The organism is Acinetobacter sp. Ac_3412 (genome assembly GCF_013072675.1).
Taxonomy (GTDB): Bacteria; Pseudomonadota; Gammaproteobacteria; order Pseudomonadales; family Moraxellaceae; genus Acinetobacter; species Acinetobacter higginsii.
The window spans coordinates 796,979-810,644 of record NZ_LXUJ01000007.1; the positions used below are offsets into that span (position 1 = coordinate 796,979).

Consider the following 13,666-nt stretch of genomic DNA (forward strand, 5'->3'; position numbering starts at 1 on the left):
GATTCCTATGTTGCAAAAAGTATTAATTGCAAACCGTGGCGAAATCGCTTTACGAATTACTCGGGCTTGTAAAACTCTTGGCATTAAAACAGTTGGTATCTATTCAGATGCCGATAAAGATTTAATGCACTTACGCTTCGTTGATGAAGCAGTGTGTATCGGACCGGGTGCAAGTAGTGAAAGCTATTTAAATATTCCTGCAATTATTACTGCTGCAGAAATCACAGGTGCGGATGCAATCCATCCTGGTTATGGTTTTTTATCCGAGAATGCGGAATTTGCTGAAATCGTTGAAAGTTCTGGCTTTATTTTCATTGGCCCTCGCCCTGAACATATTCGTCTTATGGGGAATAAAGTATCAGCGATTATTGCCATGAAAAAATCAGGCGTACCAACTGTACCTGGCTGTGACCATGCCGTAACCATTAACAATGCACTTGCGGAAGCAAAAGAAATCGGCTTCCCATTGATCGTGAAAGCGGCTTCTGGTGGCGGCGGTCGTGGTATGCGTATCGTAGAACGTGTCGACACACTGCTTGAATCGGTTCAAGCGGCGCAACGTGATGCTGAAATGTGGTTCGGTGACGATACCGTCTATATGGAACGTTTCTTACAGAAACCGCGTCATGTCGAAGTACAGGTTCTCGGTGATGGTAATGGTCATGCGATTCACCTCTATGATCGTGACTGTTCTTTACAACGTCGTCATCAAAAAGTATTAGAAGAAGCACCTGCCCCAAACTTACCGGAACAAGCACGTGCCGATATTTTAGAAGCGTGTGTGAATGCATGTAAGTTGATGCAGTATCGTGGTGCAGGTACATTTGAATTTTTATTTGAAGATGGCGAATTCTTCTTCATTGAAATGAATACCCGTGTTCAAGTTGAACATCCTGTGACTGAAATGGTGACTGGGGTTGATATCATTGAACAGCAACTTCGTATTGCTGCAGGTTTAGGTCTTGAACTTGAACAAGAGCAAATCGAAGTTAAAGGTCATGCGATTGAATGTCGTATCAATGCTGAAGATCCAACTACGTTCCTTCCTTCTCCAGGTAAAATTGAAAGTTTCTATGCACCAGGTGGTGCTGGTATCCGTTTGGATTCACACATCTATCAGGGCTATAACATCCCGCCTTACTATGACTCAATGATTGCAAAATTGATTTCTCATGGTAAAGACCGTGAAACATCGTTAGCTCGTATGCGCCAAGCATTAGATGAAATGATTTTGACAGGAATTAAAACCAATATTCCTTTGCATAAAGATTTGATCTTACAAGACAAAAATTTCTGCGAACAGGCAATGGACATCCATTATCTTGAAAAACATTTGCTAAAACAGCTTGAACCAAAAGCTGAGAAAGCCTAAATAAAAAAGCCTCTTACTCAAGAGGCTTTTTTATGTCTAACTCAATCTTATTTATTAGGGTAAAACACGACGCAAGGTCGCAAAACACTTATCGCCTTTTTCACTGGCACAAAAATCAATGGTTGAATCATTGGCCCATTTTACAAAGTATTGCGAAACTTCACCCGTTTGATCTTGCTTTTGACCTGAACAGTCCATTTCATTATTGTCATATTTGATTTGCAGAACTAATGCAGGCAAGCGCTCTTTATGATCTTCGGATGGCTGATAATCATATAAGCCATACGACCATTCTTGACCACTTTTAATCACCACATCACTTGCACCACGGAAGTTATAGTATTCCACACACTTCTTATTGTTTGGAATTTCCATTCCCCACAACCCCATAATCTCAGGGCGAGTTGTGACCCGAATCGCATTTGCTTTAGCTATTTGTTGGGGTGTTACTGTTGCTTTGTCATTTACGACCGTCTCTGCCATAGTCCATGTTGAGCAAGCCCATAATAATCCAATAATATAAATATTTTTCATAGATTTAATTAAGTCGTCATCTTAACGGTGCATAGGCTTAAATTAGCATATTTTTTGATAAAAGCATGCATTCATAACCATATAAACACAATATTTTTACCATGTAATTTAGTTCATGGTTTTGTCGTTTTTTCAGGTATGCTATTTTGCAATTTGTGCTTAATTATTTACTTTATAAAGATTTAGCTTTAGGGATAAAAGCCATGAAATTTTCCGAGTACATACAATACGATGGTCTAGGATTAGCGCTGTTAGTCAAAAACAAAGAAATTCACCCATCAGAATTGCTTGAAATTGCAGTGCAACGAAGCAATCAAGTCAATCCGAAACTGAATGCCATCATTATCCCAATGTATGAGCAAGCCAAACAACGCGCACAACAAAACCTGAGTGGCGCTTTTGCAGGCGTTCCTTTTCTCGTCAAAGATCTATTCCAAGAGTACCAAGGTGTGCCAACCTCTTATGGCAGTCAAGCATTAAAAAAAATCAATTACACGCCAGACTTTAATGCAGAAATTGTCAATCGCTGGGAACAAACAGGCATCATTACCTTTGGTCGTACCAACACGCCTGAATTTGGTATTAAAGGGATTACAGAACCAGATGCTTGGGGTTCATGTCATAATCCTTGGAATTTAAAACATAATACGGGTGGCTCTTCAGGCGGTTCTGCTTCGGCTGTTGCAGGCGGCTTAGTCCCTATTGCGGGTGCGGGTGATGGCGGGGGATCAATTCGTATCCCTGCTTCGTATTGCGGTCTATTTGGACTTAAACCCAGTCGTGGACGTACGCCATGGGGACCACAATTTAGTGAAGCCATGCACGGTGCTGCCATGCAGCATGTACTCAGCAAAACCGTTCGAGATAGTGCGGCTATGCTTGATGCAGTGCAAGGTCCTGAACAAACTTCACTATTTCGTATTGAAGCACCGAAACAAAACTACTTAGATATCATTCAACAAAGTCCAAAAAAACTCCGCATTGCCTTTAATACCCAATCACCAATTGGCACCAAAATTTCGAAAGACGCAATCCAAGCGGTGCAACAAACCGCGAAGCTATTGGAATCATTGGGTCATATTGTGGTTGAAGACCGACCTAAAATTGATGGCCTCGAACTGGCCAAAGACTTCGTTACCACTTGGTTTAGCCAATTCTCCTATATGCAGGCCCAGATCAAGCAAATGGCAGGTGCTACCGATCGTGATTTTGAACTCGATTCGATTGCTTTGGCTGCCTTTGGTGCGAAGACTACGGCAACAGAATATATTCATACCCTCAATAATTGGGGACTGTACAGCACCCAGATGAATATTTTCTTTGAAAAATATGACTTATACCTCACCCCAACCACGGCCTCAGTCGCGCCTAAAAATGGTGAGGTTGCCACACCAGCTTGGCAGAAGCCAATCCTAAAAGGCTTGCTAAAAGTTGGTAAAGCGCATTATTTAGCACAGGGTAAACTGGTTGAAAAAATGGTACAGGACAATTTAAGCTGGGTACCATTTACCCAACTCGCCAATGTAACGGGTCTACCTGCCATGTCAGTCCCTTTGTATTGGAATAAACACGGTATGCCACTCGGTAGCCAGTTTATCGCGCCTTTTGGACGAGAAGACCGCTTGTTGCAACTGGCTGCTCAACTGGAACAAGCACAACCATGGTTGCCGCAATATAAGAATATCCAAATCTAGTCTAAGTTTTGGCTGCTGTTTCCACTTGATTCGGCAGCCATAGCACCAGCAATAAACCAAACAAGACCACCACACTGGCACAGTAGAAAATTGTCGCACCTGAAAAGATTTGCCAATAGTGCCCTGCCAACAAACTTCCAGATGCCACCCCTAAGCCCCACATGGTGCTATACAATGCCTGTCCTCGGCCTTGCTGCTCTGGTGTGAAATTTTGGAAAATCACTTTCATGGCAATCAGGTGGAACAGGCCAAAACTAAAAGCATGTAAACACTGAGCAAGCAACTGTCCAATATAATTGGTTTCTAAGATACCAACTAAGAACCAACGTAAACTGGTCAATATCAGGCAAATCGCGACCAATGCCCGCCATGAAAATCGGGTAAAGAAGAGCTTTTGTGCAACAGCAAACATGACGATTTCAGCAATCACCCCCATCGCCCATAAGCTGCCAATTTGTGTCGTGCTAAAACCAATCTCTTTTAGAAAATTACTATAAAAGCTATAAAACGGCGCCAGTGAAAACAGCAAAATAAATTCAATGCTGAAAAAAGCCGCGACGATGGGCCGTTTTAAAATCGGCAGCAGCGGTTCAAGCGTTTTCTGAGAGCTTGGCGCATGCTCTGGTTCTTTAATACTAAATGACCAGAGAAAAGCCAGGAATGAAACAGAGAGCAATAAAATAGGCAGCATTGATATTGGAATGACTTCCAGCAAAGCCCCTATTACAAATACGCCAACAATAAAACCAACAGATCCCCATTTACGCACTTTGCCATAGAGTTCCGCACGCTTTTCACCTAACCAAAATAAAGTCACCCCCTCAAATTGCGCCAAGATCGCATTTTGGAAGAAGCTAAAAATCAACATCAGTAACGCCACTGATTGGAAGCTATTCGGGATTACGAAGATGGCGAACCAGATACAGGCTTCCATCCATGTTGCAATACGCACCAAAAGCATTCGTTTACCTGATTTATCGGCAATCCCCCCCCAAATCAATGGTGCAAAAAAACGGGTAATAATCGCGATTGAAGCGAGAATTCCAATTTCCTGATAATTGAAACCTTGATCTTGCAGATACAGGTTCCAATACGGCATGAATGTACCGACTATGGCATAGTAGAAGAAGTAGAAACCTGCGAGTCTGGTATTGATGGTCAGTGATGGCATTGATTCATTTTATTCGTTGGCTAAGCCTAAAAATAACGGCTTATATCGTTCTATCTGAACCTTCAACTAGCATTCAAACATATACGCTTTCATCATTCATACGGGCTTGTATTCAAGCATCATACCTCTAAACCACCTCGAATAATTCATTTGATGAATATAAATCCGAATATAGAATCTAAGTTCATTTCTATATGAATAAAATCCAATCATCATTATTTATTTTCGTGACTCATAAAACCGCCCTTTGCGATGGCCCTAGCTCCAAAGTTTAAATTCTAAAAAACTTTTTAAATCATATATTCACCAGAGTAAATCATGGTCTACAGTGATCCCAAGCCATTATCGGGTAAGAAATCCATGACTCATGTAGCTTTTCTTCTTTCCAAACATTTAGCATTGCTTGCGATGCAGGAAATAAATTAGAGGGTAAGTCTGATAAGCTAAACCAAGCCCATTTATCAAAAATATCTGGTTCGGTGACCACAATTTGCGCTTTCATCTTATTATTGTGTAACTGGCACGACAGCCCTACCGTAGTATTTACAACGGGCGAAGACTGATTAATAAGTAGCGTAAATGGTTTAATATTCTGTTCTTCTAATTTTAAGCCTGTTTCTTCTAATACTTCTCTTAGTGCTGATTGTTCATACCTTTCACCAGCTTCAATTTTTCCACCTGGAAAACACCAAGAAGGTTCTTCACCAACTTTAATGCGCAGACCCAACAAGACCTGATCTGCATCATCTAATATCATCACACCAACTCCAAGAACTGGCGGTAAATTTAAAGTCTCAATCATCATATAATACCTTTGCAATACTTTTTATCTGGACTAAGTTATTTGAGATCCTATATAGAATATCAGCACTATTATGGCGACTTACGATTGCAATAATAATACCAACTGAAGAGAACACCTCAATATAATTTCTCATCATAAAAAATGGCATTCAGGCCAGATCTGCTAACCCGTTTTCATCACCAATCTAGTAACCCCATTCACAATCATATCAATTGCAATTGTGCCAATAAGCAATGCCGCCAACCGGCCAACAATATCGAAATAGCGATCAATATATTTGGCATGCTTATAACGTAAATGGTCATGCGAAAGTTTCATTACGATTAATACACTACATGTTAAAAATAGCGTACATGCAATCACGATTGCTGCCTCAGCAATTGACATACTCATGCCTGTTACAACAGCAGCACTGATTGTTCCAGGCCCAATCATAAAAGGCATAGCCACTGTACCCGCTAGATGTTCTGGAGCACCTCGCATTTCACCAATCGTATCTGCCCCTTGGAAAACATAGCGATAGCCAATGACCAAAAAAATAAGGCCACCAAATATCTGGAACGATTCAAACCGTACATTTAAGTACTTACTAAAAATTGCTTCGCCTCCCCAAGCAAAAAGTAAAAACACAACATAAGCAATCAGCCCACCTTGTATCAGAGCACGATTAAATATTCTGGTCTCTGTATGTCGAATTAACCCAATCATATAGACACTCATCAGAAATGGATTCAACAATGAGAAAAATAAGAGAAATGTGCTCAAATAAGAAGAAGTCATCGCCCCACACTCCAATGCGTCTTCAATACGTTAATCAACTTTCTACAAAAGATTGAGTTCATACGTTTTTTGCAAATGATTAAAAATTATAAACAAACATGACATTCAACAACTTGTTCCATTGACCATCATCACCGCTGGCCAAAGAATTTACGGTTCCTCCAATAAATGGGTCATTTTTACTGGTGATATATTCTGAATAAAGCGAGATCTGCTTATAGTTCCAAGCTGCGCCGATGATATTACGTTGAGAATTTTTATAATTCTGCTCATCTTTATTCAATCCACTTAAGACCACATAAGGCGTGACATTCAGGCCATTTATGACATCTTTAAAGCTATAGTTCATATCGACAGAATAAAAAGTTCCGCTATTTGCAATGTTGTAAGCAGTATCAAATGAACCAAATGTGGAGTAATTAGAAATCGGATCTTTATTGTCTATTTTGATCTGTCCTGCCGTCAGGGTTATGGCTAAGTTTTGATAATTAAGAGTATTAAATAATGACCAAGCTTTGCGATTGCCCTCTTTATGATTCTGTTGATTCTCAATCGTTGAATACCAGTAACTTCCGCCAACAGCCATATCTAAGTCATCATTATTGAAAAAGCTAAGCTCTTGTTTGGCTCTCATCACGAACATATTTTTTTCTTTTAAGCTCGTCATGGTTGGATCATTTGTTTTCACTGTATTGGCAGAATAACGAGCCGTATCATTATCTGCTGTACCTGTGTAATGACCGCCATCTCTGGCAAAGTAGGCCAAATCAATCTTGGTGGCCGAAGGTAATTCAGTATGATAATTAATCCCTAGATTGAGTACATCTTGGAGCCCCATTGTATAATTGAGACCTGCATAAAAGCTGCTATCCCAAAAACGGCTAGGACCAAAAGGTACAGGCTGTAAGCCAAGCGTAATGTGATCTGTACGATTTAAACGATAGCCTGCATATGCAGAAACTAAAGTTGAAAAATCACATAAATCAGACCATTGATAACAACGCCACTGTACATTTCCAAATACATTTGGTGACTCATATCCAATATTCACAATAGCGGCATCAAACTGAATACTATTATCTGAATCAGTATTTTGACCGTAATCTTTATAGTTGTATTTTGCACGTAGTGCACCAGAAACAGTAACGGCTCCTGTATCCATTTTTGGATCACCGAAAGTAATGCCGGCACATATAGGAAAAGCGATCCCAGCTGCCAACAATCCCATAATTAGCTTGATATTTATCTTATACACTGATATCTCCTTGTATCGGTATTAGAGAGAAATCCATTCCAATTTCTTCCTTGATTTTTAATAAAAGCATCTTATTCTGATCGGAAAATAGTCCTTTTAAATTAAGCACTCAGGATTGATTTAAAACTTGTAATGACCTGATCTAAAAGGGTTGACTCATCAAACTTTAAATTAAACCGTGTATTTCTTTCCAATTACCTGGGTGAACCACGTAACCAAATACAGCATGTCCAGCGTAAATTAGTTCGGTTCCCTCAGGTATCCACAGCATCTGCCCTGGTCGAACTTCGTACTTCTGCCCATTTGCAGTAAGTTCGAAACAGCCCTCAATAACAAAAATGACTTCGTCATAAAGTAATTTCCAACTCACTTCCGCACCTTCCCAACGTGCAAAGCCAATACCCATATTTGGAGAAACATCAGCTCCTAATGCTCTGGCAACATAAGCAGTACCTTGAGGTGTTTCACCACGGAGATTGAAAACTAATTGTTTACTATCAACTAAACGAACTTCATTCATAATTTTTTACCTTATAATTCACTACGGCTACGCCATTTTTCAAATCGAATACGAGTCTTCACGCCTAGACCTAAAAACGGTTCTGGCGGATTTAAACTTGGCATACCCGTCACGTACTGGATATCACGTAAAGCCTGAGAATCAGTTCCCACAACTAGATCGGCTAATAATGTTCCCGAAATTGTGCCCCAAGCTGCTCCAACCCCATTGTCACAAGCACTTGCATAAACACCCTCTTCTAATTCACCAAAAAAATTGGTGAAATTACGAGAAATCGCGTAAACACCACCCCATGTATGTGTAAATGGCACATCAGCTAACTCTGGATAACGTGCTAAAAAGGCTTTGCGATGATCAGCTTGTATCCAGTGACGATTCTCATCACTCACATTGGCACCATATTTCGGTACATGTTTATAAGTATTACGGATCAAGATACGACGATCTGCTGTCATCCGTAATGTTGTTCCAGCATGATCTGCTGGTGTTAATCCCCAATCCAACTCACCCAGATAAATATTCATTTCTTGGTCTGTCAGTGGACGTGTCCAACTCGCAAAGGTCATGACGGGTAATAAGCGATTTTTCAAATATCCAAATTCACGTGTGAAAATACTGGTTGCTAGAAGTACTTTAGGCGTGGTGATTAGGCCATGATCACCTTCTAAGACCCATTGATTATTATTTCTTTTTAAATCACGGATTGGTGATTGCTCTAATAACTCGACAGTTTCTGGTAAATGATCACCCATCCCCCTTACCAAAGCTGCTGGTTGCATTAAGTAAGAACCAGGAGTAAAAATTGCAAGACTATAAAAATCTGTCCCGAGTACTTTTTTCAGCTCGGCCTTTTCAACCCAACGATAGGGTTCACCTAAATCTTTCATCAAATGTTCAAAATGAATGAGATGAGCTTCACCTCTTTCACCTACAGCGCCTTGGTATTTACCAACTGCCGACCACTGACAATCAATATGATGGCGCTCGACTAAACCTTGTAATTGTGCAATTGCAGATCGATTTAGACTTAACAACTTTTGCTTATGCGAAGGATCTGGATGTGATAATGCAAATTTATGCGGTAAATCAATCACAAAGCCAGAGTTACGTCCAGATGCACCTTCAGCCACACGTTGTGCATCTACTAAAATAATCCGGGCATTTGGCTTGAGTTCTGCCAATCTACGAGCTGCGGCTAATCCGGCGAAACCCGCTCCAATAATGGCGTAGTCTGCTTTTTGTGAACCTATTAACTTTTTAGCAGGACCTGCTGGAGGTAATGCCGCATACCAACCACAGGTACGATCATCATTTGGTAAAGCAATCATTTTGTTATTCCTTTAACTTAAACTGTGGATGAACACGAATCTAGTTTCTCTAGCCATTCACTACGATGATGTTGTAATTGACGACCGAGTAAGGCAAAGCCTGTTAACCTGCCTTGTTCATTGTAAAAACCAGCAGCAAACTCTCCGTCATGTTGTTCCACTCTCCACTCACCTGTCCCCATTGCAGGTAAAACAGAGAGCGGCAAAATTGGTGTTTTTACTAAAACAGGTGTTGATTTCAAATCCGCAGCAGTTGACTGACCTAAAAGATTATTCACTAAAGCAGGTAATGCTTGCGTGATTGGATTGATATAAGGCACCCAGTGGCCATTCACTTCCGCACAATCTCCCAAAGCAAAAATTGCGGGATCACTACTACGGTGATCAAGTCCAGTACAGATACCCCGTGCTGTCGCTAAACCAGCTGCTTGAGCAAGTGCAATATTAGGTCTCAGGCCCACTGCACTTAACACCAAGTCAGTTTCAACTGATTGACTATCTTGGAGTGTTAATTGGTAACGACCATCTGCTGATTGAATAGAACGGATACTATTTTGTAATTTCCACTCTACGCCTAACTCACTTAGCGCATTTTGTAGTGCATGACCTAAAGGTTCTGGAATAAGACGTTCCATCGCCCATTTACCTAGTCCAACAACGGTAACTTTGACACCATGTGCAGCTAAATCATTAGCGAACTCACAACCAATCAGACCATCCCCCAGAATTGTGACATGTTGTTTATTTGATAATTGCTGACGAAAACAGCGATAATCTGCGAGATTATTTACGCTTATTGTTGCTGTAGAATCCCCATCAATCGAAATGACAACTGGAGTTGCGCCAGTCGCAAGTACGAGTCTGCCGTAAGGATAATCACCAATTGTGGTTTGAAGCTTTTTATTAGCACGATCAATATGAGTCACTTTAGTATGAGGATAAACACGGATATTTAAGCGTTGTTCCCAACTAAGAGCAGTCTCACGGACTAAACTATCTCCATCTTTACCTAATGCCAAAGCATTCGATAAAGCAGGTTTGCTATATAAAGCCCCATCATCAGCAGTAAATACGGTAATAGACAAGTCTGGAGATTGTGCACGTAAAGTCGAAGCCACTTGATAACCCGCATGGCCACTACCAATAATCACCACGGGTTCAATCACTGCAGTTACTGCTACTTGAGGAATTTCCTCACTCTCAACATCAGTAATATCAAGCATTTCGAAGTCAGCTTTACCCACCTGACACTCTGGACACATCCAGTCATCTGGAATATCTTCCCATTTTGTTCCTGGCGCTATCCCGTCATCAGGCCAGCCTTTCGCTTCATCATAGATCCAGCCACAGACAATACATAACCACTTTCTCATCTTGTCTATTTCCTTATTTCTTACACATTACACGCTATGTTTCAAACGAATACCGATGTTACGAGTCTGAACATAACTGTAGATGGCTTCCTGCCCTTTTTCACGACCAAAACCTGATAAGCCCACGCCACCAAACGGTGTTTCAATACCACCTGCAAACCATTCATTAATAAAGACCTGACCTGCAATAAGACGATTTGCAACTCGGAGTGTTTGATTTAGACTTTCACCAAACACACCAGCGACAAGACCGAAGTCCGTACCATTAGCAATCGCAACGGCTTGGTCTTCATCATCAAAAGGCATGATTACCATTACAGGACCAAACACTTCTTCCTGAGCAATCGACATATCTGCTTTTGCTTCAATAATCGTAGGTAAGACAAAATAGCCGTCTAGATCTGCAGCTTGACCACCCGTTAAGATTTTTGCACCTTCTTCACGAGCCTTATCAATCATGCTAAGAATCTGTTGCTGCTGATCTTTAGAAACAACTGGTGTAAGTTCTGCATTACTTTCACCAATGCCTATTGTTAGGTTTTCTGCCAGATGAATAACGGCTGCCTTAACTTCTTCATAGCGACTACGATGTACTAATAACCGAGACATCGCTGAGCAGACTTGCCCAGAGTTATAAAAAATTCCGACTTTAACGCTACGTAGTAACTGCTCTAGATCAACATCTGAAAAAGCGATAGCCGCTGACTTACCACCTAACTCCATTACAGAAGGTGTAGCACGTTCAGCCGCATCTTTCAAAATGCGTTGGCCTGTTACAACGGAACCCGTGAATACAATCTGATTAGTCTCTTGATGTTTAACCAGATGGGTGCCAACTTCTGACCCTTTACCACACAGTAAGTTCACTGCACCTTGTGGAAAACCAGCTTGCTCAATGGCTTTGATGAGTAAAACCATTCCTAACGGCGAAACTTCAGGTGACTTAATCACCACCGCATTGCCAGCTGCTAAAGCTGGTGCAAGTGAACGTGCACAGATCGAAACAGGAAAGTTCCAAGGTACGATCTGAACCGATACACCCATTGGAATATACGAAGTGAAATCAATATAATCTTTACCTAAAGGGACTGAGATTCCTTCAATTTTATCTGCCATACCTGCGTAGTATTCGAAATAGCGAGCAGCTTCATCGAATTCTTCACGTGCCGTATCAATATTTTTACCGTTTTCACGACAAAGAATGAGAGCGCCCTCTTCTGCAATTTCACGAATGGCTGCTGCTGCTTTTAACATCCAAGTTGTACGTTGTGCAGGACGTACATCAATTAGTGCACCACTGTTTACACAACCTCTAGCCGCAGCCATTGCTGCATCTGCGTCTTCGATACTTGCACGTGCTACGGTTGCAAAAACATGAGCTGTAGCAGGGTTGATCACCTCAAATTGGTGTGCAGCATCTCGCCACTGACCATTCACATAGTTCAAGTAATGTTGCATGTTAGGCCTCCAACGCAGCTTTAGCCTGAGTCGCTAACCACTTCTGGAAAAAGTGTGTTGGCAAATCCATTTCAGGAGAAAAAACACCTCCACCAAAACCTGGTGAATGACGACCTTTCTGCATATTTTCGACAGCAAAAACATCTTCAGCAAAAACTACCTTCCATGATTCTAATGTTGCTTCACGGCATGCATCATATTTGGCATTTAGAGACTCATCGCTGACGTAATATAGGCGAAGCCTTTCTATGGTCTGTTCTGGCGCAATTGGATCAATCATCATGGCAAATGCATGATCAGCTTGAATACCTAACAATACGTTTGGAAATACAGCAACATATTCTGCATGGCGTAATTGATCTTCAGGCCAAGTTGGGAATTTTGGTAAATGGGTGCCTGCTGTCGCTGATAGGTTATATTTATAACTACCCTGACCTGCAAAGCGATCTTCGAACATAATGTTGTAATGATCTTCAAGTTTGGAGTAAGTATTTAGTGCTGGATGTACCCAAGGTAAATGATAGGCTTCACAATAATTTTCAACGGTAAGCTTCCAATTGCTTTTTACTGGAAGTTCAAAATGTGAACCCACATTGCTACTACGGATGAGCTTTAAACCATTTTCGCCCAAGAAAGGTTTCCAACGCTCCACCAAAGGTGCAATATGCGATTCAAATGTTGCTGCATCGCCAGAAATATTGACGAATACCATATCCATCCAAATTGCTGAACGAAGTGCTTTTAAACCATGTTTTTCACACTTAAAACGAGCATCTTTGTGCTGACCAATTCCACCGACATGCGGAGTACCTTTCAAATTACCATTTAGGTCATAACTCCATGAATGGTATGGACAGCGAATAACCCCTTCAATCGTACCTTCATCATGTACCAGTTGCATGCCACGATGGCTGCATACATTATGAAATACCTGAACTAAGCCATCACGGTTACGCATCATGACCAATGGCATACCCATAAAATTCACTGGCTTTACATAACTATTTTTAGGTAAATCTGAAGCAAAACCCACACATACCCATGTTTTACTTAAAATATTGTCACGTTCGAAATTAAAATATTCATTGCTGGTATAAGCCAAATTTGGCATGCCATTAGATTCAGTAATTGGATTTAAAACATTATCAACTTGCTGAACCGTAATTAATTGTTGGCTAACTCGACTATTCATCTGATGATCTCCCTTATATTTAAACGAATGCAGAACTCCCTGCGCTGAGATGATTTGCACACTCTGCTATTTCTTTGGAGATTGTGTTAAATATCGGGTTGTCCCACAAACGACTTTTTAGCTTGGTATCTATGAGTTTTAATCATGCTCTTCAGATTTATTTTTTATGACCAAATTAAATATT

The 13,666-nt window shown here is 40.8% G+C and carries 12 protein-coding genes and 1 pseudogene; 2 read left to right on the forward strand and 11 right to left on the reverse strand.

What is annotated here, in order from left to right:
* The first annotated feature begins 7 nt into the window (after window positions 1-7).
* Window positions 8-1,372 carry an acetyl-CoA carboxylase biotin carboxylase subunit gene (accC, locus tag A7P54_RS07365; protein ID WP_004807534.1) on the forward strand — a complete coding sequence of 455 codons (1,365 nt, stop codon included), beginning with the start codon at window positions 8-10 and terminating at the stop codon, window positions 1,370-1,372.
* 54 nt (window positions 1,373-1,426) lie between these two features.
* Here accC and A7P54_RS07370 read toward each other — a convergent pair whose 3' ends face one another.
* Window positions 1,427-1,906 carry a hypothetical protein gene (locus tag A7P54_RS07370; RefSeq protein ID WP_004807536.1) on the reverse strand — a complete coding sequence of 160 codons (480 nt, stop codon included), beginning with the start codon at window positions 1,904-1,906 and terminating at the stop codon, window positions 1,427-1,429.
* A 203-nt stretch (window positions 1,907-2,109) separates the two neighbouring features.
* On the opposite strand from A7P54_RS07370, the gene A7P54_RS07375 reads away from it, so the two are divergent.
* Entirely contained in the window at window positions 2,110-3,600 is a 1,491-nt protein-coding gene (locus tag A7P54_RS07375) for an amidase family protein (protein WP_171549157.1), read from the forward strand.
* A gap of 1 nt (window position 3,601) precedes the next feature.
* On the opposite strand, the gene A7P54_RS07380 is transcribed toward A7P54_RS07375, so the two are convergent.
* The 10 genes and pseudogenes from A7P54_RS07380 to A7P54_RS07420 form a co-directional block, all read right to left on the reverse strand.
* Window positions 3,602-4,771: an MFS transporter gene (locus tag A7P54_RS07380; protein ID WP_171549158.1), complete on the reverse strand. Its 1,170-nt coding sequence runs from the start codon at window positions 4,769-4,771 to the stop codon at window positions 3,602-3,604.
* Window positions 4,772-5,087: 316 nt separating this feature from the next.
* The gene (locus tag A7P54_RS07385; RefSeq protein WP_171549159.1) at window positions 5,088-5,576 is read right to left on the reverse strand and encodes an NUDIX domain-containing protein; all 489 of its coding nucleotides are present in this window, start codon (window positions 5,574-5,576) and stop codon (window positions 5,088-5,090) included.
* 162 nt (window positions 5,577-5,738) lie between these two features.
* A complete protein-coding gene (locus tag A7P54_RS07390) occupies window positions 5,739-6,356 on the reverse strand; it encodes a MarC family protein (protein WP_101235973.1) in 618 nt (205 codons plus the stop codon).
* Window positions 6,357-6,435: 79 nt separating this feature from the next.
* Window positions 6,436-7,611 (reverse strand): hypothetical protein, encoded by a 1,176-nt coding sequence (locus A7P54_RS07395; protein WP_171549160.1) that lies wholly within the window; start codon window positions 7,609-7,611, stop codon window positions 6,436-6,438.
* Between the two features lie 166 nt (window positions 7,612-7,777).
* Window positions 7,778-8,131 (reverse strand): hypothetical protein, encoded by a 354-nt coding sequence (locus A7P54_RS07400; protein WP_005203299.1) that lies wholly within the window; start codon window positions 8,129-8,131, stop codon window positions 7,778-7,780.
* A gap of 11 nt (window positions 8,132-8,142) precedes the next feature.
* A complete protein-coding gene (locus tag A7P54_RS07405; protein ID WP_171549161.1) occupies window positions 8,143-9,459 on the reverse strand; it encodes an FAD-binding oxidoreductase in 1,317 nt (438 codons plus the stop codon).
* Window positions 9,460-9,476: 17 nt separating this feature from the next.
* A complete protein-coding gene (locus A7P54_RS07410; RefSeq protein ID WP_252728600.1) occupies window positions 9,477-10,682 on the reverse strand; it encodes an FAD-dependent oxidoreductase in 1,206 nt (401 codons plus the stop codon).
* Window positions 10,671-10,832: pseudogene (locus A7P54_RS18960) on the reverse strand (rubredoxin); the annotation flags it as partial. The pseudogene A7P54_RS18960 and the gene A7P54_RS07410, both read right to left, overlap by 12 nt.
* Window positions 10,833-10,859: 27 nt before the next feature.
* Window positions 10,860-12,290, reverse strand: coding sequence for an aldehyde dehydrogenase family protein (locus tag A7P54_RS07415; RefSeq protein ID WP_171549163.1), 1,431 nt, complete (start codon window positions 12,288-12,290; stop codon window positions 10,860-10,862).
* Between the two features lies 1 nt (window position 12,291).
* A complete protein-coding gene (locus tag A7P54_RS07420) occupies window positions 12,292-13,482 on the reverse strand; it encodes an aromatic ring-hydroxylating dioxygenase subunit alpha (protein WP_171549164.1) in 1,191 nt (396 codons plus the stop codon).
* Window positions 13,483-13,666 lie beyond the last annotated feature (184 nt).

Bases quoted from the DNA above. Each gene is read 5' to 3' on its own strand.
- accC (WP_004807534.1), top strand. From the start codon at position 8: ATGTTGCAAAAAGTATTAATTGCAAACCGTGGCGAAATCGCTTTACGA.
- A7P54_RS07370 (WP_004807536.1), bottom strand. From the start codon at position 1,906: ATGAAAAATATTTATATTATTGGATTATTATGGGCTTGCTCAACATGG.
- A7P54_RS07375 (WP_171549157.1), top strand. From the start codon at position 2,110: ATGAAATTTTCCGAGTACATACAATACGATGGTCTAGGATTAGCGCTG.
- A7P54_RS07380 (WP_171549158.1), bottom strand. From the start codon at position 4,771: ATGCCATCACTGACCATCAATACCAGACTCGCAGGTTTCTACTTCTTC.
- A7P54_RS07385 (WP_171549159.1), bottom strand. From the start codon at position 5,576: ATGATGATTGAGACTTTAAATTTACCGCCAGTTCTTGGAGTTGGTGTG.
- A7P54_RS07390 (WP_101235973.1), bottom strand. From the start codon at position 6,356: ATGACTTCTTCTTATTTGAGCACATTTCTCTTATTTTTCTCATTGTTG.
- A7P54_RS07400 (WP_005203299.1), bottom strand. From the start codon at position 8,131: ATGAATGAAGTTCGTTTAGTTGATAGTAAACAATTAGTTTTCAATCTC.
- A7P54_RS07405 (WP_171549161.1), bottom strand. From the start codon at position 9,459: ATGATTGCTTTACCAAATGATGATCGTACCTGTGGTTGGTATGCGGCA.
- A7P54_RS07410 (WP_252728600.1), bottom strand. From the start codon at position 10,682: ATGCTTGATATTACTGATGTTGAGAGTGAGGAAATTCCTCAAGTAGCA.
- A7P54_RS07415 (WP_171549163.1), bottom strand. From the start codon at position 12,290: ATGCAACATTACTTGAACTATGTGAATGGTCAGTGGCGAGATGCTGCA.
- A7P54_RS07420 (WP_171549164.1), bottom strand. From the start codon at position 13,482: ATGAATAGTCGAGTTAGCCAACAATTAATTACGGTTCAGCAAGTTGAT.